General features: G+C 41.1%; 19 protein-coding genes and 2 tRNA genes. 14 read left to right on the forward strand and 7 right to left on the reverse strand.

The features are described 5' to 3' along the window. Position 1: 1 nt before the first annotated feature. Positions 2 to 1,903 (reverse strand): CASTOR/POLLUX-related putative ion channel, encoded by a 1,902-nt coding sequence (locus CH352_RS02000; RefSeq protein ID WP_207766666.1) that lies wholly within the window; start codon positions 1,901 to 1,903, stop codon positions 2 to 4. Between the two features lie 233 nt (positions 1,904 to 2,136). On the opposite strand from CH352_RS02000, the gene CH352_RS02005 reads away from it, so the two are divergent. Then, positions 2,137 to 3,009: a hypothetical protein gene (locus CH352_RS02005; RefSeq protein ID WP_243396281.1), complete on the forward strand. Its 873-nt coding sequence runs from the start codon at positions 2,137 to 2,139 to the stop codon at positions 3,007 to 3,009. A 7-nt stretch (positions 3,010 to 3,016) separates the two neighbouring features. On the opposite strand, the gene CH352_RS02010 is transcribed toward CH352_RS02005, so the two are convergent. Beyond that, positions 3,017 to 3,628 (reverse strand): TetR/AcrR family transcriptional regulator, encoded by a 612-nt coding sequence (locus CH352_RS02010; RefSeq protein WP_100706400.1) that lies wholly within the window; start codon positions 3,626 to 3,628, stop codon positions 3,017 to 3,019. A 154-nt stretch (positions 3,629 to 3,782) separates the two neighbouring features. Here CH352_RS02010 and CH352_RS02015 point away from each other — a divergent pair, with 154 nt between their 5' ends. From CH352_RS02015 to CH352_RS02040, 6 genes are all read left to right on the forward strand, one after another. Continuing rightward, positions 3,783 to 4,646, forward strand: a complete 864-nt coding sequence (locus CH352_RS02015) for an acyl-CoA thioesterase (RefSeq protein WP_100706399.1) — start codon at positions 3,783 to 3,785, stop codon at positions 4,644 to 4,646. A 52-nt stretch (positions 4,647 to 4,698) separates the two neighbouring features. Then, on the forward strand, positions 4,699 to 6,024 hold the full coding sequence (locus CH352_RS02020; protein WP_100706398.1) for a thiolase family protein: 1,326 nt from the start codon (positions 4,699 to 4,701) through the stop codon (positions 6,022 to 6,024). Between the two features lie 146 nt (positions 6,025 to 6,170). Then, the gene (locus CH352_RS02025; protein WP_100706397.1) at positions 6,171 to 7,496 is read left to right on the forward strand and encodes a thiolase family protein; all 1,326 of its coding nucleotides are present in this window, start codon (positions 6,171 to 6,173) and stop codon (positions 7,494 to 7,496) included. A 98-nt stretch (positions 7,497 to 7,594) separates the two neighbouring features. Further along, the gene (locus CH352_RS02030; protein WP_100706588.1) at positions 7,595 to 8,026 is read left to right on the forward strand and encodes a YiiD C-terminal domain-containing protein; all 432 of its coding nucleotides are present in this window, start codon (positions 7,595 to 7,597) and stop codon (positions 8,024 to 8,026) included. A gap of 202 nt (positions 8,027 to 8,228) precedes the next feature. Beyond that, entirely contained in the window at positions 8,229 to 10,529 is a 2,301-nt protein-coding gene (locus tag CH352_RS02035; protein ID WP_100706396.1) for a neutral/alkaline non-lysosomal ceramidase N-terminal domain-containing protein, read from the forward strand. A gap of 90 nt (positions 10,530 to 10,619) precedes the next feature. Beyond that, positions 10,620 to 11,165, forward strand: coding sequence for a glutathione peroxidase (locus tag CH352_RS02040; protein ID WP_100706587.1), 546 nt, complete (start codon positions 10,620 to 10,622; stop codon positions 11,163 to 11,165). A 51-nt stretch (positions 11,166 to 11,216) separates the two neighbouring features. Here the strand turns inward: CH352_RS02040 and CH352_RS02045 are convergent, their stop codons facing one another. Beyond that, positions 11,217 to 11,915, reverse strand: coding sequence for a dienelactone hydrolase family protein (locus CH352_RS02045; protein WP_100706395.1), 699 nt, complete (start codon positions 11,913 to 11,915; stop codon positions 11,217 to 11,219). 120 nt (positions 11,916 to 12,035) lie between these two features. On the opposite strand from CH352_RS02045, the gene CH352_RS02050 reads away from it, so the two are divergent. The 3 genes from CH352_RS02050 to CH352_RS02060 are packed head-to-tail and all read left to right on the forward strand — an operon-like array spanning position 12,036 to position 17,204. Further along, on the forward strand, positions 12,036 to 12,893 hold the full coding sequence (locus tag CH352_RS02050; protein ID WP_100706394.1) for a ChaN family lipoprotein: 858 nt from the start codon (positions 12,036 to 12,038) through the stop codon (positions 12,891 to 12,893). Between the two features lie 47 nt (positions 12,894 to 12,940). Beyond that, complete coding sequence (locus CH352_RS02055; RefSeq protein ID WP_100706393.1) at positions 12,941 to 15,622, forward strand: transglycosylase domain-containing protein; 2,682 nt, start codon at positions 12,941 to 12,943, stop codon at positions 15,620 to 15,622. After that, entirely contained in the window at positions 15,612 to 17,204 is a 1,593-nt protein-coding gene (locus tag CH352_RS02060; RefSeq protein WP_100706392.1) for a hypothetical protein, read from the forward strand. Before CH352_RS02055 ends, CH352_RS02060 begins: the two co-directional genes overlap by 11 nt. 15 nt (positions 17,205 to 17,219) lie before the next feature. On the opposite strand, the gene CH352_RS02065 is transcribed toward CH352_RS02060, so the two are convergent. The 3 genes from CH352_RS02065 to CH352_RS02075 form a co-directional block, all read right to left on the reverse strand. After that, positions 17,220 to 18,536 (reverse strand): amidohydrolase family protein, encoded by a 1,317-nt coding sequence (locus CH352_RS02065; RefSeq protein WP_100706586.1) that lies wholly within the window; start codon positions 18,534 to 18,536, stop codon positions 17,220 to 17,222. Between the two features lie 341 nt (positions 18,537 to 18,877). Beyond that, positions 18,878 to 18,959, reverse strand: a tRNA-Tyr gene (locus CH352_RS02070). Positions 18,960 to 19,020: 61 nt separating this feature from the next. Next, positions 19,021 to 19,093 (reverse strand) — tRNA-Thr (locus CH352_RS02075). 87 nt (positions 19,094 to 19,180) lie between these two features. On the opposite strand from CH352_RS02075, the gene CH352_RS02080 reads away from it, so the two are divergent. The 4 genes from CH352_RS02080 (at position 19,181) to CH352_RS02095 (ending at position 22,558) form a co-directional block, all read left to right on the forward strand. After that, on the forward strand, positions 19,181 to 19,564 hold the full coding sequence (locus tag CH352_RS02080) for a hypothetical protein (protein WP_008593265.1): 384 nt from the start codon (positions 19,181 to 19,183) through the stop codon (positions 19,562 to 19,564). Between the two features lie 17 nt (positions 19,565 to 19,581). Next, positions 19,582 to 20,406, forward strand: coding sequence for a transketolase (locus CH352_RS02085; protein ID WP_100706391.1), 825 nt, complete (start codon positions 19,582 to 19,584; stop codon positions 20,404 to 20,406). A gap of 202 nt (positions 20,407 to 20,608) precedes the next feature. Then, entirely contained in the window at positions 20,609 to 21,508 is a 900-nt protein-coding gene (locus tag CH352_RS02090; RefSeq protein WP_165780162.1) for a transglutaminase-like domain-containing protein, read from the forward strand. A gap of 90 nt (positions 21,509 to 21,598) precedes the next feature. Next, positions 21,599 to 22,558 carry a polyprenyl synthetase family protein gene (locus CH352_RS02095; RefSeq protein WP_100706389.1) on the forward strand — a complete coding sequence of 320 codons (960 nt, stop codon included), beginning with the start codon at positions 21,599 to 21,601 and terminating at the stop codon, positions 22,556 to 22,558. 102 nt (positions 22,559 to 22,660) lie between these two features. On the opposite strand, the gene CH352_RS02100 is transcribed toward CH352_RS02095, so the two are convergent. Continuing rightward, positions 22,661 to 23,407: an LIC10920 family plasminogen-binding lipoprotein gene (locus CH352_RS02100; RefSeq protein WP_100706585.1), complete on the reverse strand. Its 747-nt coding sequence runs from the start codon at positions 23,405 to 23,407 to the stop codon at positions 22,661 to 22,663. Positions 23,408 to 23,494: the final 87 nt, after the last annotated feature.

Genomic DNA, 23,494 nt, shown 5'->3' on the forward strand with positions numbered 1-23,494 from the left:
ACTAAGACTGATCTTCCGATAGAACGATAAAAGAATCTGACTCGTGTAAGGTAAAAAATTCCAACTTATCCGGGATCAAATATACTCCATAACCTTTGGATTCGTCTGTTTCTTCTGAAACGATACGTATCCCGAAACAGGTTTCCTTTCTTTGTTGGGCCGCTAACATACAGTCTGCAAAATTCACACGTTTTGGAAAGTCCTCAAAATATAAAAATGCAGGTTTAAGATAGATTTCACTTCCGTTCGGATCGAATAGGCTATCGTAGACTCTCATAACGTCCGGTTCTTGGGAAACTTGGGCCATCATTTTGGAAACGAATTGGTTCGAGATCAAAAAGTCTTTCACTCCTGTTTCCAAAACCAACTCAGTGTTTTCAGAATTCATAATTTCAGTGATTAGCTGAGTTTCCACCCTTTTAGCGCCTGCCTGATGTTTCTTCTTGAAGTATTGGCGAAACCTTAACAAAAGAGAGATAGTCCTTGCGTCAACTTCCTCAATGTTCTCCTTCTCCTCGGCTAAGAATATTACGGAATCATACTGTTCTGGAGAGAGTTTTTCCAAAATACCTTCTTGAGAGAGATTTGCGATCAAGGATCTGAGTTTGATCTGAGGATATTTTGTCTTCAGTTTTGCAAGAACGGTTTTGATTTCTTCGCTGGATCCATGTATCAAAAGATCGATTTGAGAATCAGGAGAAGAGAATTTCGCATACTCATCTACGATGATCTTACTTTTGGAATTCCAACCTACGATCAATTGTTTGTCGATTGGCCGAGAAAGAGTCGTGTTCGGATAAGAAAGTGCAGGGGTTACAGCAACGGGCTTTTCATCGAATTTGATCTTTGAATCGTCTTCCGCAAGAATGATCGCATCTTCTTCATTCTCCGGTAAATATTCAGGATTGGGATTTAAAATAATTTCTCCGTTGGTCTTTCTAAAACCGAAAGGAACCGATTCCTTGAATCTAAATGAAATTTCGGAATAGTTTAAGCCTCTCCAACCGTTCTTCGGCTTATAAAAATAGATCTCATTTCCTTCAAAGCCAACCAAATTAGAATACACGATCGCAAGACCGGAAGTTCTGGAAGTTTGCACAAGCAACTTGGATAGAATACTTCTTTCATCCATGACCCGAACCGATTCTGAAAGATCTACGGCAATATTTCGATTTTCTAATCCGTGAAGTTCAGCAACGATCGGAGGCAAACCGGATTCTCCGTTTAATGCAACAAGTGCCATGATTGACTTTAATACTTTTGCATCTCCGATAGATTTACCTTCTTCCGATTCTTCCGAACCGGAAGGATTTAAGATGATGATACTTTTTGCCTTCGAAGCATTTACTTTCTTTAAGGAATGAAGATGAGAAGGTAGTCCGGATCTCGTGATAATTTTTGTAGTCTTAGTGTTTTCTAGATTTTCGGAAAGAAAATCATCCATTTCTTCCTTATCGTTGTCCGCAAGTATAACTGCTGCTTTTCCTGATTCGGAAGAATTTGCTTCTATCAATTCTCTTAATATTTCAATGGTCCGTATTCCGAATCCCAAGATTAACGTATGACCAGATTCTAAAACATCACTTTTACCTTTTCTGAGTTCTTGTATTTTCTGATCGAATTGGTTTGTGATAAATGCAACTAAGCTAGAGAATAAAACTAAACCGGAAAATACGCTTAGTATACCGACAATTTTATTGAACCAGTTGGATTCTCCATCTTCTGCAACTGCTCCTGCATCTGAGATCTGCAAGAACACTCTCCACAAAAAGTCGCCAGACTCTTTGATGGACTCATCCGGAAAGAGAAATGTCCCAAGTATCCTCACAAAAGATAAGAATACGAACGCTCCTAAGAATAGGGTCATTAGCGCCGCAAATACGGAACCTCCTCCCTTAGACATAAAGTTATCGAAGTGGTAACGGAGCTTCTTAAAAATGCTGACTTTCTCTTTCATGAGGGCTGAAGATTAGTCATAGAATCCTCCATTTCAAATCTAAAATCCTAAGACTGGAAATTTATTTTTGAGCAAGATTCGACTTCGGGTTCAAAAATCCGGAAGACTTTTATAATCGATCTAAATTCGAATATTTATAGAACCGGATCTAAGATTTTGACCGACAGAATTCAAGGAATATGAAACACTCGCTCGATCGGATTATGGCTCGCATCTTCTTCTTTTTTCTTAACTGCGTATTCTTTATATTCTCCTGTAATTCTCCCCAAGTAACCGCTTACCAGGAACATAGTGAGCATCACGAATTTATAGGCAGTTGTTTGGATTTTTTGGCGGGAAACGACTCTTTCGTTCCTTTGACGGACGCAGTCGCCCTAGAGGAATTACGACATTCTGCCGAAGAACATGCCTCTAATAGTGTGATCATCGGAGATCTGTATTATGATTTAACCCAGAAAGAAGGAAGACATTTCTATTTGGAAAGTGATGATTCGATTGCCTATTATCGTCCGCAAGCGGTTGTACTCGGAGGATGGGAGATGATCCAGCATCTATGTGCTCGTCATATCCGGCATGAAATAGAAAGAGGATTTGCAAGATCTTCTTCCATAGTAAGAAAAGATCAAGCTTCCATGAAAGAGGCGGAAACACTTGCGGAAAAAAATCTGATCATCTATTTGAAATTCGCGGAAGCTTCTAAGGGGAAACCGAGCCATATCAGAAATTTTCTTTTTATTCCGGTTTCTAGATTTCTGAAGAAGGGAGGCGGGATTTATTTTCCTTCCTGCAATCTGATGGATAAGATGAAAGATCCGATCCTTTACGGATTACAAAGTGCGAAAAGAAATCCGGAAACTATGACTGCTTGGACCCAGATGATGTTAGCGGTTACGAACTTCTCCGCTACTCATGCTCAAGAATGTAAGGTAAGTGCGGAAAGTCCTTTAAAACTTTTACAAGCAGAGAAGACAGAACTAAGGGACGTACTTGAAGAGCCTCAAAAAAATAAGTCTACTTCTAAAATCAAATTTGGACCTAAAACAAGGCGATGAATTCGACTTATTTAGCGGTATATTCTTCGAAGATCTCTCTGAGACTATCTTCCATTTCTCGAATATAGCGCAGATCTTTGGTCATTCTCCAGAGAGTGATGGAACCGTGATACGCCATTAGAACTCTTCTGGAAACATATTGAATATCCATACTTCTGGAAAATTGTCCGGAAGCTACTGCGCGACTCAGATAATCTCTGATCATCTTAGTCCATTTCTCAGCGATACCTTTTAAAAATTCCGTATATTCGGGATCCGCATCCATGACTTGATTTGCGAAACCTGCAAAAGGATCTCCGAAAAATTCATGATGACGGATCTGTCTTTCTTTCAAGATCACCCAAGCTCTTAAAAATTCTTGGACCTCAGGATATCTTTCCATAAGAGAAGCAAGATCAGAAAGAGTCTTCTCTTCCTGACGAGCAAGGTATGCGATCCCTAGTTCTTTTTTAGAAGGAAAATGATCGTAAAGACTAGCAGCCACTGAACCGGATTCTTGGATAATCTGTCTCATTCCGGTATTGGAAAATCCCTGTTTGTAGAAAAGATCTGTCGCAGTATCCAGAATTCTTTCTCGGACGCTGGCTCCGGAATCTCTTTTTTTTCTCTGAGCGGTCATGTGCTTAAATACGTTATTTTTTCAGTATTGCCTTAAAAACCTCGTTTCGTCAATAGAATTTGGGTTTAGCGTATAAAAAACCAGAACGAACGTTCTGTATTTTTTTATTGCCCCGATTTCCCAGGGGTCTAAGCTAGTGTCAGGACGGTTCAAAATGTCTGTTACGGAAAAAGAACAAGTCAGAACCAGATTTTCGGATCTAGATACTCAAAGACATGCCACTAGTAGGACGTATGAAGACTCTTGTCTAGGGGATAGATATCGTATCTTAGAAGAAGCGGGCTATTCTTGGAAAAGAATGATCGAAGAATCAGTTCGATTACAAACCGTCGGAGCAGATATTCGCTTCCTTGCCCAACAAATGGAAAACACTGAGTTATCCATACGCACTAGTTATCGTTCCGGTGGGGACGGCCTGTTAACCTTCTCCCAAGAAGTTTTGGATCCAAACGGAAAAGTAGCCGCAGAGATCAAAACGTTAGCAAGAACTGAGAAAGCCGGAAAACCTTTCCAGCTAATTGCAGCCCAAGATCCATCCGAAGAGCTGATCTTATCATTCGAATCTGTACCTTCTTTTTCCGGATCTTGTGAGCGCACACTGGCAGAAAGGGATCTTTTTTACTGCGAACGAAATCCATTCGGCGATTACAATCCTTCTCACTATTGGCGACTATTGGAAGAAGGTCGTTGGAATTTTACTGCAGAATGTGGACTTAGCCTAGAAGATCTGGTCGCAATGGACACCACACTTTTCTACATGGGCGGAAAGATACGTTATCGTAAACCTCTCGCTGCAGGCAGAAGAGCTAAGATACAAACCTGGATTCATAGTTTTGATAAAATTTGGAGCCGTATGAGACAAGAGGTCAGCGACTCCGAAACTGGAGAGATCCTGGCGGAATCTATGGATGATCTGCTAGTAGTATCGGTAAGCAAGGCCAGACCTAAAAAACCTGGAGAGGATTTGCTGAAAGTATTCGCAAGGGTCACCGAATTTCCTGAGGGGGTCCCCAAATGAAATATTATCTTATTCTAATGAACGTACCAAATAAAAGGTCTGGAGAAAGACAATGAAACTCGATAAAAAGTTGGCGATTTGTACGCCAAGAAGAACTCCCTTCGCTCAGATTGCGAAAGCTTTAGGACCCTATCCTGGCCATCACCTAGGTCGCATAGTGGCTGAAGACGTTATTGCAAAGAGTGGAGTTAAAAAAGATCAAATCGACGGGATCGTAGTCGGAGAAGGTTTCTCTAACGCTCCGAACTCCGCGAGAGTGATCGCTAACCTGATCGGACTCAGAGACGAAGTTCCTTCGATCACGGTTTCTAACAACTGTGTATCCGGTATGGAAGCTCTCTCCGAAGCAGCTCGCCGTATCGTTCTTGGAGAAGGAGAGCTTTTCCTAGTAATCGGAGAGGAATCCCAAACTTCTATGCCTTTCGTAGTGAAAAACGCAAGATTGAACAAGAAAGCTGGATCTTTGGACAAACTAAAAAAACTTCTTCCTGACAATCTTCCTGAAGGTGTTGAACTTAGGGACACTCTTGAGGACGGACTTGGCGACGGAGAAACTTCTTACGGAATGCAGGTAACTGCTGAGATCCTTGCTCAGAATTACGAACTTTCCCGCGAAATCACCGACAAACTCGCTTTTGAATCTTTCAAGAGAGCATTAGAATCTTCTAAAGCAGGAAAATATGCTCCGTTCATTATCCCAATGAAAGATGAAGACGGAACTGAACTTACTATTGATGAAGCAGTTGGACTTCGCGAAGGACTTGTTGAAAACCCAAGCCGTATGGGAAGAGCAATGCTTCTTTTTGAAAATCCTCAGATGAAATTTGACGAGTTCAAAACCAAGTATTCCAAGTATCTTAAAAAATCTCACGGACCAACCGTTTCTATCTTCAACGCGAGCCCTCGTTCCGATGGAGCAGCCGGTGTTATTCTAACTACTGTTGAAAAAGCAAAAGCTCTAGGATTAAAGATCGAAGCAGTTCTTTCCGGATGGAAAATGCATGGTGTAGATCCTAACTTGATGGGAATCGGACAAGCTTATGCTACCGAGGAACTTCTTAAAGACACCGGAGTTAAGATCGAAGATGTAGACTACGTTGAGATCCACGAAGCGTTTGCAGCAACTGCAGTCGCAGCTCTTGTTCAAATCGAAAAAGATACCGGTTGGAAATGGGAACAAAAATTCGACGAGAAGAAGATCAACCCTAACGGTGGATCTATTGCGATCGGTCACCCGTTCGGAGCAACTGGTATCCGTTTAGTGGGTAACGCGATTATGGATCTTCAAGAAGATCCTAAAGCTAAAAAAGTAGTTATCACTGCTTGTGCTCACGGTGGAATTGCAGGAGCAATGCTCATCGAAAGATTCGAAGGTTAATTATTAGCCTCTTGAATTGAATAAAGGCCCTGGGGAAGGAAACTTCTTCAGGGCCTTTTTTTTGCTTTCAATGTTCTCGGTTTTATGGTCTAAATAGTGTATATACACCAATTAAAAATTTTCGGAATTGAATCGGGAGAAAAACGATGAAACTCGAAACTAAACTCGCAATTTGCACTCCTCTTCGGACTCCATTCGCGCAGATAGCAAAAGGATTAGGAGCTTATCCAGCTCATCATTTAGGAAAGATCGTAGCGGAGAGTATTATCCAAAAAAGTGGAATAAAAAAGGAAGATATAGACGGGATCGTAGTGGGGGAAGGTTTTCCAAGTTCTCCGAATCCAGCTCGTGTAATCGCAAATCTAATCGGGCTAAGAGATGAAATTCCTTCTATCACTTTATCCAATAACTGTGTATCCGGATTGGAGGCGGTCTCCGAGGCTGCGAGAAGAATTATCTTGGGAGAGGGAGAAGTGTTCCTCGTGATCGGTGAAGAATCCCAGACCGACATGCCTTTTATTGTAAAGAATGCCCGCCTAAACAAAAAAACAGGGTCATTAGAAAAATTGAATAAACTTTCGCCTGATAATTTTCCGGAAGGAGTTGAACTAAGAGACACTCTGGAGGACGGATTAGATGATGGGGAGAATTCTTACGGAATGCAAGTCACCGCAGAAATTCTTGCACAAAACTATGAATTATCTCGTGAGATTACTGATAAGGTTGCATTCGAATCATTTAAACGTACTTACGAATCTTCCATGGCAGGTAGATACGATTCATTCATCATTCCTGTAAAAGACCAGGAAGGTAATATGCTGAAAATAGATGAGGCAGTAGAACTCAGGAAAGGTCTCGTAGAAAATCCAAGTAGAATGGGAAGAGCAATGCTTCTATTCGATAATCCTCAAAGTAAGTTCGAAGACTTTAAGAAAAAATACGGAAAAGATTTGAAGAAGACTCACGGGCCTACTGTCTCTATCTTCAATGCAAGTCCTCGTTCCGATGGCGCCGCCGGAGTAATCATTACTACTGTGGAAAAAGCAAAGGTTTTAGGATTAAAAATAGAAGGACTGCTTTCCGGATGGAGAATGAAAGGTGTTCATCCGAATCTTATGGGGCTTGGGCAAGCTGTAGCCACAGAAGGATTGCTAGAAGACCTACAATTGAAACTGGAAGACATGGATTATATTGAGATCCATGAAGCTTACGCTTCCACTGCAGTCGCGGTAATGGAACAACTCAAAATGGATACTGGTTGGGATTGGGAGAAAAGATTTGATGAGAAGAAGATCAATCCTAATGGAGGATCAATTGCGATCGGCCACCCATTCGGGGCGACAGGAGTTCGTTTAGTAAATAATGCGATCATGGATTTGCAAGAAGACCCTAAAGCAAATAAAGTGTTACTTACTGCATGTGCTCATGGAGGGATTGCGGGATCTATGTTAATTGAGAGATATAAAGGTTGAATGAAATCGATTCGTTTTACAAACGAATCTAAGAATAAATCGATCATCCTTATTCTTTTCGATTTGATATAAAACGAACGAAATTTCTAACTATGTATATGACAGAGAAATTCGACGTTTTATCTATACCTTTCAACGTTCATATCCAGCTTTCCAGACCTAAACAAGGAGAGGATGCTCTCTTAGTCATGGAAGATAAACCGATATATAAAAACCATGTAGGCTCCGGACACGCCGCGGCGTTATTCGCTCTCGCAGAAGGAAGTGGAGGTGAATACTTGCTTTCCAGAGTGGCCTCTCTTCCTTTTGAGATCATTCCAGTAGTGCGTAAGTCCGAAGTAAAATATAAGAAACCTGCGCAAGGCAGAGTGGTCTCTAAAGGAGTTATCGACGAAGAAGAATGGTCCACATTTATGGCCCAACTCGAAAAGAAGGGAAGAGCGGGTCTTACTGTTGGTGTAGAACTTTTCGACGAAACTCAATCGAATGTAGCAAGCTTCAGCTTTGATTGGTTTATCGCGAAGAAGTAAAAGTCTTCACTTACATTAGTGTACCGATCACTTATATTCTAATTATAAAATTATTTGGTGCGCCTCTTTGACGTTCGAAATAAATTCAAAACTTGTAATGCGTTTTTCGAACGTACGTGTACAATTACATCTTTTCTAAAAATTGTTTGACCTTCCTTAAATTTCGGTTAGGCCACTTCGCTGAACTGTGGAGGCAAGGGAAATGAAAAACATACATTCGAAATTTTTAACCTTGGCATTGGCTCTGATACTCGGCCTAACCGGTTGTGATCAGAAATCAGACGATGATAGATTATTGGAACTAGCCGTTTCTTCTAATGGGATAAAAGAATCCGGCTCTAATCCAATTCTAAACAGTCTTGCTTTACCTACATCTACACCTGCAGATGTGTTTTTGGTGGGCGCCGCAAAGGCTGATATTACGGGACCTTTTGTGCAATCAAGCACTGGATATAATAGTCCCGGTGACGAGATGTCCGGTTTAGCTATGAGGCTTTATTCCAGAGCATTCGTGATCGAGCGTCCAGGTGGCGGGCGAGTCGCCATTGTTACCAACGATATGATCCATATGTATCAAAGCGTAAAGATGGGTGTAGTTAAAAAATTACAAGCCGACGGTTATGGTTCAGCGTTTAACAATGATAATGTTCTTTTGTTCGCAACACATACGCATTCTGCTCCTTCTAATATTTCTTGGTACACATTATTTAATCTATTCAACGGAGTGATCGGTTTTGATAAGGTTCATTATAATATAGTAGTGAATGGTATAGCTGAGTCTATCAAGGCAGCTTACAATAATAGAAGAGAAGCAAGAATTAAATTTACTGCGGGAAATCTTTCCAATTTTGCAAATAACAGATCTTCTGCGGCTTATGCTTGGAACTTGGACAAAGCAAATTATTCTTCCAATATAAACGAGACAATGAGCCTTCTTCGTTTTGAAGGTACTGACGGTTCCCCTATCGGATTACTGAACTGGTTCGCTGTTCACGGAACTTCTCTCGGAATTACGAATCGCAGGGCTCATGGCGATAATAAGGGTTATGCTTCTTATCTGGTCGAGACTTCGTTTGGCGGAAACTTTGTGGCTGCATTCCCTCAGGGACCAATGGGAGATGTGAGTCCGAATACTCCTGATCCGACTGACATTACAAAACCTTTCTTAAGACCGAATGATATTGATCCAAGCTTGGATGCCTTAGAAAACCCTATTGTTCATGGAACAAAACAAGGAAGCAAAGCATTAGAATTATATAATGCGGCAACTACAACACTAACTGGGAATATTGGATACAGGCATTCTCACGTAGTTTGGAACAATAAAGTTGCTGTAGATCCTTCCTATATCGGGACCTTCTCCATGCCTTGGGATACCGGTACTGGAAATACAACCTGTGTGGCAACGATCGGTGGTGGATTTTTGGCAGGAGATGAAGAAGGTGCTCCTGTAGATTTTGCGAAAGAAGGTGAGATCCGGAACGATTTCGTATTCGAGAATGGAGCCTGGGTTAAGAAAAATTATTCTTTAACAAACTTGAGCGGGGCCGCTCAGATTTTAGGATATCTTTGGCCTCTTGCTCAATTGGCATTGGGTTCCACAAAGTATGAGGGATGTGATAAAGAAAAATTCACTCTTCTTCCTGTGGGAGAAGTGGATAATTTCTGGTTCCCGAATCCTCAAGTGCCTTTTGTACCTGTAGTTCTTCCATTGCAGGTGATTACGATAGGAAACACTGCGATTGTTGCTTCTCCTTTCGAGGTAACTACGAATGCAGGAAGAAGGTTGAAAGCAAAGTTGACTACAACTCTTGCGCCTGCAGGGATCTCCAACGTAGTTGTAGGAGCAATGGCAAATGCTTACGCTCAGTATTTAACTACTCGAGAAGAATATTCCGCTCAGAACTTTGAAGGTGGATTTACCGCTTATGGACCTTGGGCAAACGCAGCATTGATCCAAGAGTTTGATAGGATCGCAAAGGATATAGTAGCGAATCGTTCCACGACTGCTGGTCCTAATCCTCCTGATCTTTCTAACCAGCAGTTTATTCAAACTTGGTTATCCCAAAATGGTATAGTGAATGATGGAGGAGATTTTGGAAAAGTTCTGACTGACTCAAATTCTTCGTACAATAGGGTAAAAGATACTGTGACAGTTAAATTCCAAGGCTCTCATCCAAGAGTAGTTCAGGATAAAAAACTGGATGGATCTCTTTCTTCTTTTTATGATCCGAATACATATACGTATTTAGAAATCCAAAAGAAGAATGGAAGTTCTTGGACTACCGTTGCTAACGATAATAATCCGTATACGGCTTATGATTGGGCGAGAACAGGTGGAGATCTTTCTGCTACATCGGAAGTTACGATTACTTGGTTGATCCGTAACCAGCAAGCTGGAACGTACAGAGTCGTATACAACGGTTTGGCGAAACAATTTTGGGGAATTTTCTGGACTTACAAAAAATTCACCGGAACTTCCAAAGAGTTTGTTTTGCAATAAAACGATCTTCTCTTAAAAAACCGGTTTAAGACCGAAAGAATATCCCGGAAACGGATGGACCTGTTTCCGGGATTCGGATATGATTCCACTATGGCTCTCAAATCCGTTTTGATCTTTCTTTCCTTATTGATTATTTCTTCTTCTCTATTTGCCGCGCCTAAAGCGGTTTATGATTTTACTGTGAAGGATATCAAAGGAAAGGATGTGACTCTTTCCAAATACAAAGGCAAAACTCTACTCATCGTAAATGTTGCTTCTAAATGTGGGTATACCTACCAATACAAAAACTTGGAAAAGGTATACAAAAAATATAAGGAGAAGGGCTTCGAGATTGTAGGCTTTCCTGCGAATAATTTTCTCTCTCAAGAACCCGGTAGCGATGCAGAGATAGAACAATTCTGCAGAGTGAAAAAAGGTGCAACCTTTGATATGATGTCCAAGATCTCAGTAAAGGGAGAAGACCAACATCCTCTCTATACTTATCTCACTTCTTCTTCTCCGGACCCGGGCGATGTAAAATGGAATTTCGAAAAGTTCCTGATCTCTCCTGCCGGTAAGATCGTGGCGAGATTTCGTTCCGGAACAGAACCGGATAGCAAAGAAGTCACGGATGAAATTGAGAAAAATTTAAAATAAAGTCGTTTGTTGGAGTTCCAACATCGGTTTTATCGTACAATGTAGGAATTCCTACAAATGTTCTTTCAGAAAAGCTAATGTGATTGCCCAGGCTTGAGCGGCAGAAGTCTTATGATACGCCGCTCTTGCATCGCAGAAGAATCCATGCTCTGCTTCTGAAAAAAACAACTCCACGAAATTTTTTCCAGATCTCTTTAGTAATTCGGAAATCGCAGCAATATGCGTTTGTTTTACACTTCTATCTTTGCCAGCCCAGACTAAAAGTAAAGGTGCGTTTTGTTTGGGAGAATATTCTTCCGAAGTTTGCACAATTCTGGATCCGTAATACGAAATAGCAGCCTTGAAAGTGTAAATTGAATTCGCCAAAAAGGAAACCCATCCTCCCAAACAATAACCGATACTTGCGATTCGATCCGGAATACTTTTAGGATTCGTTTTGATCCAATCCAGGACAGCATTCAGATCTGATTGTAAATTTTCAGGAGTCAGTTGGCTGAAATGAGGTTTTAATGCCATGAAGTCTTCGTAACTTCCTGCAAATCCCGGAGGTGCAGTTCTATAATAAAGTTCCGGAGCAACTGCAAGATAACCTTCTTTCGCAAATCGGACCACAACATCTTTGATATGATCGTTTACTCCAAAAGCTTCTTGTAATACTAAAATACAAGGAGAAGGAAAAGAATCCGGATAGGCTACGAATGTTTGCATTTCTCCATGAGCCGTTTTGATAGTAATCGTTTCCGTATTCATTTTCACCTCTTCAAAAGCAGGTAGAATGTCTAATCATTTGCATCCTTGTCGATCGATTTCCGGTTTTTTGATAGTCGTTTAAGTCTTTTCTTTTTTCTTTCGATTTCCAAACTAAGTTTCATGCTGTTTCGTATTTTCTTTTTCCTTCTTCTTTTTCCTTCTGTATTATTCTCCCAAACTTTTAATCCTGAAATTTACGATTCAAAAAGTAAGTCCAAGGTCGAACTTTCGTCTATCATCGAAAAGGCGAAAGATGCGGACGTCATAATTTTTGGAGAAGAGCATAATGATAAGGTGGGACATGCTTGGAAATTAGAGGCTTTCAAAAAAATGGCTTCGGCATATTCTACACTTCTTTCCTTAGAGATGTTGGAGAAGGATCAGCAAAGATCCGTGGATGAATACTGCAAGGGAGAGATCACCGAAAGAGGCTTTTTGAATTCGGGAAAATTTTGGCCGAATTATCAAACGGATTATCATCCGATGGTGTCTTTTGCGAAAGAAAAAACTCTTCCAGTGCTTGCGGCTAACGCTCCCAGAAAATATGTGAACCTTGTATCTCACCAAGGATTGGATTCTTTATATAAGATCAGATCTCCTTTTCTTCCTCCTAGATATACTTATAATTTATTCAGACAAAAAGAATATGAAGAACTACTTTCCGCAATGATCGCAGAACACGCTCCTACAGGATTTTCTCCCGATGCGCAAAAGTTTATTGATGCTCAATATGTTTGGGACGCTTCTATGGCAGACTCCATTGCGCAGGCCTACTTTTTATTAAAAAGAAAGATAGTGCATGTGAACGGAAGATTTCATTCTGATAGAAGTTTAGGACTGACATATAGGCTGAAACAGATGGGCCTGAATGTTTTGACGGTCAGCATTTTCCCTTCTGAAGAAGGCAAAAGTTTTCAAGAAGAAGATTGGAAATTGGCTGATTTCCTGGTAATCACCGAAAGAAAACCGGTGCCATAACACTTTCTTGCTTGTAGGGTTAGCGGATCTCTCCGACATTAATAGAGATGTTGGAAACCAAGGTCCGCACTCTTACAGAATCCAAGTTTGAATGCCTTTCTTGCGGAACCATTTCCAGGCTGCCTGAAGGAGTTCCTACAGGGACTGTTTTTAAACTCACCTGTTATCGCTGCGGCCAGAAGGCATTAGTCAAATACGTATCTTCTCCAATTGAAACTATAGAAGAAAAACCATCTCCCATAGAGGAGATGCCGGTTGTTCCTGTTGGAACTCCAACATATCAGGAAAGAGAAAGACCTATTGTTCATCCTATCCAAAAAGAAGTTCCGAAAGAATCTCCTCTTGCGGGCTTCTTGGAAGGTTTACAAACTAAATGGGAAAATTGGAAAGAGTCCCGGTCTAAAAATTCTTCGGAAGATCGTCCTTGGTTCCAAAAGGTGAGGACCGAAACTGAGTCGCCTACCGCATTCCATCGTCCTATCAAAACTTTGTCGGAAAGATTATTAGAGAAGGGTAGAAGGTTCCAATTTCCTAAATTCCGCCCGAATATCTGGCTCGTTCTGATACCTTTGCCTCTGGCATTAGTATTCCTGATCTTTTTCTGGATGGGAGTCATTCAAAGAGAAGCAGAAGTCCCCGGTCTATTAAGTATTTTTTATATTCATCAACCGACCGTCATTTATGATAGAGATGGAAGAAAGGTCTCCGAAATTTTCGGCAAGAAGACAAGTAATTTAGAATGGGAAGCTTATCCTGAGAATCTGAAAAGAATGGTGCTTCTTGTAGAAGATCGAAGCTTTTTCTCTCATGGAGGAATCCATTATTCTTCCGTGCTTCGTGCTTTTTTTGTAAATATAATCAGTCTTCGATTTAAACAGGGTGCTTCTACAATTACCCAACAGTTGGCTCGTATCCTTTTAAACGATCGTGAAAAAAGTTTAGGAAGAAAGTTGAAAGAAGCACAACTTGCCTACGCTTTGGAATCTTCCTTAGACAAAGAAAAAATCCTATTACATTATATGAATAATGTGTATTTAGGTCATGGTGCCTTCGGCTTTGCTAGCGCATCCGAGTTCTATTTCGGAAAAAAACCGAAAGACTTGAATGTATCGGAGATGATCGTTCTCGCTTCTTTGGCTTCCGCTCCCAACCGTTTTTCTCCATTAAAAAATCCTGATCTATCTGCCGGAAGAGTAGAGGCGATATTGAGATCTCTTGAGAATGACGGCGCATTAAAAGAAGATCTAAGACCTACTATTCAAGAGATTTACCAAGCATTTAATACACGTTCCCCTGGAGAGACGGTCTATGGAAATCGTAAGGATGATTCTCCTTACGTGACTGAACATGTCAGAAAATTCCTCCAAACAATGTATCCGGATACGAATATATACGAAAGCGGAGGATTTTCAGTTTACACCACAATTTCTCAACCTGTTCAGGCCGAGTTACAAAAGGTTGTCAAAACACATGTGGAAAATCTTTTAAAAAGCGGACAGGTTAGACGAAACCGACTTACGGAGAATGGTAAAAATTCGGACGTAAACCCTTTCCGCAATTTAGTCGCGGACCTTTCTCCCGCATTGGAATTATTTATAGATACGGATCGATTTGCGACCGGAGGTGACAGCGGGCTACAGGCGGCTGTCGTAGCTGTGGATCCTCAAACTGGAGATGTTCTTCTTTTACATGGAGGAACGGAATTTAAATCGGACAACCAATTTCCGAGAGCCACTGGAATGTACAGACAAACAGGATCTACGATCAAGCCGATCCTGTATTCGGAAGCGATTGATTCTGGGATCGCAAATCCAGCGACACATATTTTAGATGCGCCTTTGATCTATAAGAACTCTGTCTCGAATTGGATGCCTGAGAATATCGGAAACCAATACGATGGAGATATTTCTCTTAGAGTTGCACTTGCAAAATCCAAAAATACTGCAGCGGTTCAAATAGCCGAAAAACTAGGGTTAGGCGAGATCTCAACTGCGTTTGAACGGTTTTTCTTTCCGGAAGAGAAAGTTCTGAAAAACAGATTTAGGCGAGATCTTTCCTTGGCATTGGGCTCCTTGGAACTTTCTCCACTGGAAATGGCTTCTGCATATTCTGCATTTGCGAACGATGGAAATATAGTGCGACCTCATTTGATCGAAAAAGTGGTAGATAGAGTGGGTAACGTGGTTTACCAAAGAAAAGACCAGGACGAATTCAATTTAAAATGGCCCCAAACTAGAAAAGCGATCTCACCTCCTACTGCTGAGATCATGGTGGACCTACTACATGGAAGCGCAAATCATGCAGGTGTCCGAAATACAGGATACAGGGGAGAAGTCGCAGGAAAAACCGGTACTACAAACGAGCATAGAGACGCTTGGTTTGTAGGAGTAAGACCTGGAATTTCTATGGCAGTATGGTTGGGTTACGATTCTCCAGGGTTCGGAATGGGGACTTCTGCGTTAGGCGGAACAATTGCAGCTCCTTTATGGGGAACGATCGCTAAACTATTCGATTCAGCGGAATCAGGCGATAAAGAAGAAAGAAAAAAATACCAATACTCCCAAAGAGCGGTGAGTATGGAAATTTGTCCTGAATCCGGAAAACTTCCCGGACCCGACTGTCCTAAAAAGGTAAGCGAACTATTTCATCCTTCTCATCTTCCTGCGGAAACCTGTCCTCTGACGCATAAATCGGATGCAAAACAGGAGCTTTTGAAGAATGTTTTCTAAAAGGAAGAACGTTGTTCTTTTCTTTCTAACATTTTCTTTTTTTCCGAGTTTGAGCTTCGCAGTTTCTTACGAAGAAGCTTATGAGTTGGAAAAACTTTCTCCCGTATTCGCGATCCCATTATACGAAGAAGTAGTTCGATCTTCCGGCACAGGAGACTTTAGGAAAACTGCATCTTCCAGGCTTTACTTTTTATACGAAAAATTTAATAAATACATTCCTGCTATCCAATACCAAACAAGAGCAGGAAGTTTAAAAAATAAAAAGGGAGAATGGTCTTCTCTTGTAAAAACGCTTTCAGATGGATTAGGAGTCACGCCATTCTCCTTGTTAGCGGTCATAAATTCTTGCTCTAAAGAAACTCCAGTTTGGGAACCGCCTGAACCGACAGTGCATCCGGAAACAGGAGAGTTGATACAACCGACTCCTCCGGATCCTTACAGAGTATTATCCAAAAAAGAAAATCATTCTTTGATCCGTCTTTGTTATTCTCTCAAAATGAAACAAAAAGATTTTGAAGGATGGGATAATGTATTCTTCTATCTATTCTCCAAAGATGTGCTCACGAAAGACGAGGCTCTTCCACTTTGGGTGGGATCTTCCATACAATCCGGAAAAGGAACACCGTATAAAAGAGTATTTTTATCCGGAAGATTTAAAGAATTAAGTAACGAATCTAAATCGGATCTTTTATTTTTATACGCAAAGTTCCTAAGACAAAACGGAAAATTCGAATCCAGCACCAGATATTTTCTAACAAGCGGTACCTATGCTTCTTCCAAAAGAGGAAAATGGGAGACTGCAAAAAATCTGCTGCTCATGGATAGAAAAAAAGAAGCCTGCACAATGATCGGAGATTCTTTCAACGCAGGTGATGAATCCGAAATATTAATGAAGAAGATCTGCCAGTCGGGTAATTGGGATTGGATACAAGCGTATTTGCCTGCTCTCAAAATTTTGATGAGAGAAAATCCTGACCCGGTATTTGCTTATGCACTTGAAGGCGGGGGCAGAGAAGCAATTGATCTATTCTTAAAACAAGTCGGTGCAAAGGCTACGGACAAAGACGATGACTCTGAAGAAGATTCGGAATCAGCAGATATTCTGAATAAACTTATCCCTCCAGAGGGCAGGAATAAGTTTCCATTTTGGGATGCACGAGATAAAGAAGCGGATCTTGTAGTTCCTGACAGAGCAAAATATTTATGTAAGGTAATACGCAGGCCATTCTTCGGAACTCCTTCGATCCAACCTCAGTTCTGCAAAGAGGTTTCTCCAGGAAGTTTGGAAACATTACTATCTATCGTAGCGGAAGAAGAGGAAGAAGCAAGTTTTGCATTTGCTGATCCTGCTTATCTTCCTCTTGCAGTAAAATGGATCTGGAAAAACGGATCAGAATCCGAATCGAATGGAGAGCCCGCACTTGCAAAAGTTTTGGGTCCTTCTTCCGAGCCTGGTCCTTGGAATTTGGAATATATAGTATATCGTAAAATTCTAAATCGCGCTTATGCTGAGATCCGCATGAAGGACAGATATTTTGTGGTTTCAGTAAAACCTTCTTATGTGATTTGGAATAAGAATTAAGAGAATTACTCGAATTTACTGCTGAGCACCTGCGCGCCAAACATTACGAATCGATAAAGTATCCGAAATATTCCGGAGAGGATTTCCATCTACCAACATTAAGTCAGCTCTTGCACCTTGAAAAATTCTACCACGATCATTCAGACTAAATCTTCGCGCAGGGACGGAAGTCGCAGCACGTAATGCCTCTATTGGTTTGAATCCTGCTTCCACCAATAACTGCAATTCGTGATGAAGACTTGCACCATGAGCGAGTCCTCCAAGATCTGCAATCGGTTCGGAGACATCACTGCCTGCCAATATATCTATACCTTCTTTATGAAGAGCCATTACACTTTCATAAGAATCTTTCAATTTTCCTTTCGGATAAACATTCATATTTTTGGAAAGAGCTTCTAACCATTCCTTGCTCAACTTTGAGCTGACTCGTTTATCTGCGATCAATGTTTTAGGGCTATTTCCAAAGGCAGTGGAAAGGGTAGTCAATGTAGGTACAATAAAAGCACCGGAAGATTTAATTGCGGAGATCAGTTCTTTGTCCGGCTTTTCGTCAAAAAACAAATGTGCCAAGCCGTCTACTCCTGCAGAAATTGCTCTACGTCCTCCAGCAATAGAAGTAACATGAGCGATCGCCATCTTGCCGCGACGATGAGCTGCATTCACTGCCGCTACTAAAGTTGCATCATCAATTACAGGAAGTCCTGGCGTGCCAACAGTATCACCATCTTCAATAATGATCTTAATGAAGTCGGAACCTTCTTCTACTTGTTTATCCACAAATTTGATCGCTTCTTCCGGAGTGGAAACGAATGGATAACGATAGAATGTTTTTAAGAACCAGTTACTACTCAGCTTCATGTACTGTGTAGGATGTCCATTAATCGGAGTGATCCCCATACCTGCAGAACGCATGTCTGCAATATCATTCCGATTTGCAAGTTGCCAACGTTCCCAAAACATCCATTGGCCAGTCATCTCCAGCTCAGTAGTCACTCCGAATAAAAGAGCATCATGTAGACCGTCAATATCAGTATGAACATGAGAATCTATTAGACCTGGCAGTAACATTCCACCTTTCGCGTCTACAATATTGGCGCCTTCCGGAATATTTCCTCCGATAGAATGGATACGATTTCCTTTGATGATTAAAGTATGATCTTTAATCAGATCTTCTCCATCAAAGATGTTTGCATTAATAATTGCGATTGCCTGGTCTTCCGAAGTGGAAGGTTTTTTACAATCAATCAAAAAGCAGGCCGAAGCTATTACGGCTAAGGTAACAACTTTCAGAAAATAGTTTTTATAAGTTTTAGTTAATTCGTTGGAGTTCATACCGAGCATCACTTTAAAATCAATTCTACAATTTTTCCTGGATTTTCTTGTGCCCTATGAGACCGCGATTGGGAAGGAGGTTCCACGAATTTGTTATTCGGGCGACCCTCTCGCTTCGCGAGAGATCGCGCTACTCCGGGTTCGCGCCTTCGTCCATCCTTGGACTCGGCACGCGTTTGCTTACGCTCCCTATTTCTGATAATTTAAATGCAGTTTGATTTGAAATTTGACTTCGCTTTGCTCAGTCACCCTGCGGGTTTTTCGCTTCCTACGGGTCGCTCAAAACCTTCTGGATTTTTCAGTATATTAGGATTTTGTTTTAAGGGGAGAGGAGAAACTTTTGGGCAGGGAAGGATTCGAACCTTCGAAGGCTTGGCCAGCAGATTTACAGTCTGCCCTCGTTGACCGCTTGAGTACCTACCCGTTGTTGAGAGCCATTATTTTTGCTCAGGGTGGCTGGTCAATCTTATTCGGAAAATGAACGAGCTGCCTATAGGAATCGAACCCACAACCGTCTGATTACAAATCAGATGCTCTACCAATTGAGCTAAGGCAGCGTTCAAAGACAGTTTTCGAAACCATTTTGTCGGGTCAATCGATTAAAAAGGATTTTCTCCTGCTTTTGAATATTGTCTTTTGGACAGATGTCTCTTTTTCTGATCAATACCGGAATGACTCTCTCTATCCTATTTTTTTATACAGGGTATTGGTTTCGTTTTCGGAACAATCGACTTCATAGAATTTTTAATTCGGGAGGGATCCTTTTCAATCTGGCGACTGCGCTTTATCTACTCGGCTTAAAGTATTTGGGGGAAGGGATAGAACAGTCGGGTCTTATTGCAACTGTTGATAAACTGTATATAGACATTCACAGAGCAGTTGCGGCTATTACACTTATTCTGATGTTACTCATGGGTTGGTCTGGGCTGACTAGAAAAAAAGAATTCCATAGGAAGCTTCATTTTATTTTTCTACCATTATACACACTCGTTTATCTGTCGGGACTGTTTTTGTTCCGTTCGAATTAATACGGAGCTTTGCAACCATGGAAGATACCAAAGAAATCAAAATATTCGCTAATAATATCCGTAAGAACGTGATCAAAATGGTCGCTGCGGCAAAATCCGGTCACCCGGGAGGCCCTCTAGGACTTGCGGATATCTACGCAGTATTGTACAAAAAGGTCCTAAATCATAAACCTTCCGATCCGGATTGGGAAGATAGAGACAGATTGATCCTTTCCAACGGTCACGTATGCGCAGTACGTTATGCTGCCATGGCTCAGGCCGGATTTTTTCCTGAGTCCGAACTTCTTACTTTTAGGAACATAAACTCTAGATTACAGGGACATCCTTCTACCCGTTATTTAAAAGGGATCGAAAGTTCTTCCGGATCTTTGGGCCAAGGACTTTCCGTTTCAGTAGGGATCGCTTTAGCAGCGAGACTTTCTAAAAAAGACTACAAAGTTTATGCATGTATTTCCGATGGAGAATGCGGAGAAGGTATGACCTGGGAAGCGGCGCAATCCGCTGCTCACTACAAAACTGATAACCTGATTGCGTTTATGGACAAGAACGGGATCCAGATCGATGGATTCACCAAAGATGTGATGAATCTGGAACCTCTAAACAAAAAGTTTGCCGCATTCGGATGGAATGTATTAGAAGCAGATGGTCATAATATTGAATCCATTATTTCCGCTTTCGAAAAGGCAAAAGCTCATAAAGGTTCTCCTACCATTATTCTTTTCGAAACCGTGTTAGGAAAAGGTGTCTCCTTCATGGAAAATAATCCAGGATGGCATGGCACTCCTCCGAATGCGGAACAAGAAAAGAAAGCATTGGAAGAATTAGAGCAAGTAACTGCATAATCCTCTCGGGTTAGAGAAAGAAATTTTTCTAACCTCCACATTTCTCTCAACATAACAAAAGTCTCATTTAATTTTTCCGATCACTTGAACAAGTGCGTTCGAAAAAGATGGAAGACATAGTTAATTTATACTGCTCATCCTTTTTTGTTTAGATCTTTAAGATCCGAATTGACTTTCGTTTTTGAAATCGGATTTTATAGATATGCAATCCTCCGATTCTTTTTTCGGCACAGTTCCATTTCCTCCGGACAAGATCGAGGACAAGTTTTATCAGTTAGAGTTTTCTTCTCTGCAAGATAAATCTAGGATCATAAAAGAGATCGCTAGCATGATCCCTTGGCAAGTTCGAGTGCAGGAAGTTGCTGACGAGCTAAAAGATCCAACTCTTAGAGTGTTTGCGCGTTCGGTAAGTGCGGCAGTTCATTCCGAACGGATCAGTTATCGTTATTCTATCTTGGCAGAAAAGGGTCATCCAAATCATTACGACGATCTGGAAGAGGGAGTGTTCCTCCTTTCTTCAGTGATCGATTCAGATCTTTCTTATTTGGATTTCAGGACTTATCTGGATAAGATCGCAATTCGAGTCGAAGAGTTAGTGGACCTGAACGAAGACCTAGCTTCTGACGAAGTTAAGGTGCACTTTTTAACCAGAGTTCTCTCTCAAGAAGAAGGTTTTGGTGGAAATCATGACCAGTACGAAGATCCGAATAATTCTTATCTTCACAAGGTATTCTCTTCTAAAAAAGGGATCCCAATTTCTCTTTCCGTAATCTATCTGTTAGTGGCTCATAGATTAAATCTCCCCTTATACGGGGTAAATATGCCTCTGCATTTTCTATTGCATTTTGAATCTTCGGAATTCCAAACCTATATAGATTCTTATCATGGCGGCGTGATGTTGGATCGTTCTACCTGTATTCGTTTTCTAAAAGCAAACGGATTCCAGGCTCATGAAAGATATTTCACTCATGCAAGTAGTCTGACAATTCTCAAAAGAATGTTCCGCAACCTGATCCATATCTACCGTAAAAAAGAGGACAGAGATATGGAAAAGATCCTTTCCCGTCATCTTCTCGCACTAGACAATAAATGGAAACCTTGACCATAATTTGGTTCCGAACTTCTCCCCTCGCGTCCTTTACTGCTTGAGCCAAAAATTCGTTTCTAAATACTGTCGTAACAGGAAACCCGCGTGAAAGCAAAAGGATTGAAGGATCTCTTAGTCCGTAAGTTCGATAAAAAACTAAAAGATATCATAGACGAAGATCTCCGCATTTTGGCCGAGATCAAAGAGTATACGATCCGGTCCGGTGGAAAGAGGATCCGTCCTATTCTACATTATTGCCTTTGTAGGATCCTCGGCTATAAGGGAGATAAATACTCCGACGTAGGTGCGATTGCAGAGCTGATCCATGCTGCGAGTCTTCTTCATGATGATGTAGTGGACGAGGCTCAAACTAGAAGAGGAATGCCAAGTGTTCCTTCTAAATTTGGAAATAAAACTTCTATCTTAGCGGGAGATTATCTTCTCGCTTGCGGGATTGACCATCTAAACAGTTTGGGTTCACCCGATCTTATGGATCTTTTTACAACTGTGATCAAGGATCTTTCCGTTAGCGAACTCATTCAAATGGAATGGGAAAAAAATCCCAAAATTACATTAGATATCTATAATAAAGTAGTCTATGGAAAGACTGCATCCTTATTCGGAGCGGTGTCCGAGGCAGCGGGAATTTTGGCAGATATTCCTAAGAAGACCAGGAAAAAACTGCACGAGTTTGGGATCCGATTGGGTTCCTTATTTCAAAAGCAGGATGATGCTATAGATTATTTCCAGGCCGGAGACCAAACGGGAAAAATTCCTCTAAAAGATTTTCGCAACGGTTTATATACTTATCCGATCTTGAAATTGCTGGAAATTGCGGATAAGAATGATAAAAAACTGGCTCATTCTTTATTTGCCAAAGATGAAAGGAACTCGGACGACGATTTGGTCATTCTATCCTTACTGAACCGATATAATATTCGAAGAAGTCTGAATGAAGAATTTGTAGCGGACGTCGAGGGTCTGTTGAGCTTCTTAAAATCTTATCCTGAGTCCAACGAAGGCAATCTTGTTAAAGAACAATTCCGCAAACTAATGGAAGTTTGATCTTATAAAGTTAGTTTACCTTCTTCTTAACGTGCTCTCTAAAAACAAAAAAGCCGCGATGTCAAACCGCGGCTTTTCTTTTAGCTCTATGTTAAACTCGGATCACTGACCGGTAGTGGAAGAACCGGAAGGGATCGCGTTACTTGTACAATTAATATCACCTTTGATAGAAACAGTAGGACCACTTGCAGTATTCGTATTATAACATTTTAAACCATCTTGTGTATAACACATACTCGAAGAAGTAGCAGAAGTACAGTTGATAAAGTCTGTAGTATAACATTGGGTCAAGGCAAGGCCTGCGGATCCTGTCGTTACTTTGTTTCCTACTAAGTCCAAGGTGACAGTCAAATAAGAGAGAGCTTGCGTGCTCGAAGTTCCTGTATCCACAGGTACTCCACTTCCTCCCCAGAAAATTTTTCCGTAGTTTGCTACTACTGGAGAAATTCCTAATAAAGGTAAACCAGAGAAGGAGAATCCTTGCTGAGCATCTACTGTTCCTTGGTTTTGAGTCGCATCGTAAACGAATTTCAAGGTTACGAATGCTCCTGTGGTAAAATACATCCTGGAATTGATCGTAAATAAATTCGTAGTGGAACCTGTGCTTGTAGTAGTTCCTGTCGTGGTCCCACTGCTGGAACTGGAATAAGGAGTTGCGCTTCCGCAGTTGGATGTCTTGTCCTTATCGATCTCTCCTTGGATAGGGAAGGTGGAACCGTCGGTCCCGGTAACAGTAAGATCTACTTTATTGGTATCACCAGTGTTGCATGACACAAGCACCGCGACCGTGGCGATTAGGCCGACAAATGCAGGGAATAATTTGGAAATAAACTGTTTAGAGGACGCCATAATTCTAATATCTATCTTCGGAAAATCATGGTCAAGAATGAAATCTTGGGAACGAAAACTCAACCAGTTGGACTTAGACCCTGAAAA

The organism is Leptospira hartskeerlii (assembly GCF_002811475.1).
In the GTDB taxonomy this organism is placed as follows: domain Bacteria; phylum Spirochaetota; class Leptospiria; order Leptospirales; family Leptospiraceae; genus Leptospira_B; species Leptospira_B hartskeerlii.

Coding starts and splice junctions, on each gene's coding strand:
- CH352_RS02060 (WP_100706392.1), top strand. CDS start 15,612: ATGTTTTCTAAAAGGAAGAACGTTGTTCTTTTCTTTCTAACATTTTCT.
- CH352_RS02050 (WP_100706394.1), top strand. CDS start 12,036: ATGCTGTTTCGTATTTTCTTTTTCCTTCTTCTTTTTCCTTCTGTATTA.
- CH352_RS02005 (WP_243396281.1), top strand. CDS start 2,137: ATGAAACACTCGCTCGATCGGATTATGGCTCGCATCTTCTTCTTTTTT.
- CH352_RS02035 (WP_100706396.1), top strand. CDS start 8,229: ATGAAAAACATACATTCGAAATTTTTAACCTTGGCATTGGCTCTGATA.
- CH352_RS02015 (WP_100706399.1), top strand. CDS start 3,783: ATGTCTGTTACGGAAAAAGAACAAGTCAGAACCAGATTTTCGGATCTA.
- CH352_RS02010 (WP_100706400.1), bottom strand. CDS start 3,628: ATGACCGCTCAGAGAAAAAAAAGAGATTCCGGAGCCAGCGTCCGAGAA.
- CH352_RS02090 (WP_165780162.1), top strand. CDS start 20,609: ATGCAATCCTCCGATTCTTTTTTCGGCACAGTTCCATTTCCTCCGGAC.
- CH352_RS02000 (WP_207766666.1), bottom strand. CDS start 1,903: ATGTCTAAGGGAGGAGGTTCCGTATTTGCGGCGCTAATGACCCTATTC.
- CH352_RS02020 (WP_100706398.1), top strand. CDS start 4,699: ATGAAACTCGATAAAAAGTTGGCGATTTGTACGCCAAGAAGAACTCCC.
- CH352_RS02055 (WP_100706393.1), top strand. CDS start 12,941: ATGTTGGAAACCAAGGTCCGCACTCTTACAGAATCCAAGTTTGAATGC.
- CH352_RS02045 (WP_100706395.1), bottom strand. CDS start 11,915: ATGAATACGGAAACGATTACTATCAAAACGGCTCATGGAGAAATGCAA.
- CH352_RS02085 (WP_100706391.1), top strand. CDS start 19,582: ATGGAAGATACCAAAGAAATCAAAATATTCGCTAATAATATCCGTAAG.
- CH352_RS02030 (WP_100706588.1), top strand. CDS start 7,595: ATGACAGAGAAATTCGACGTTTTATCTATACCTTTCAACGTTCATATC.
- CH352_RS02080 (WP_008593265.1), top strand. CDS start 19,181: ATGTCTCTTTTTCTGATCAATACCGGAATGACTCTCTCTATCCTATTT.
- CH352_RS02040 (WP_100706587.1), top strand. CDS start 10,620: ATGGCTCTCAAATCCGTTTTGATCTTTCTTTCCTTATTGATTATTTCT.
- CH352_RS02065 (WP_100706586.1), bottom strand. CDS start 18,536: ATGAACTCCAACGAATTAACTAAAACTTATAAAAACTATTTTCTGAAA.
- CH352_RS02100 (WP_100706585.1), bottom strand. CDS start 23,407: ATGGCGTCCTCTAAACAGTTTATTTCCAAATTATTCCCTGCATTTGTC.
- CH352_RS02025 (WP_100706397.1), top strand. CDS start 6,171: ATGAAACTCGAAACTAAACTCGCAATTTGCACTCCTCTTCGGACTCCA.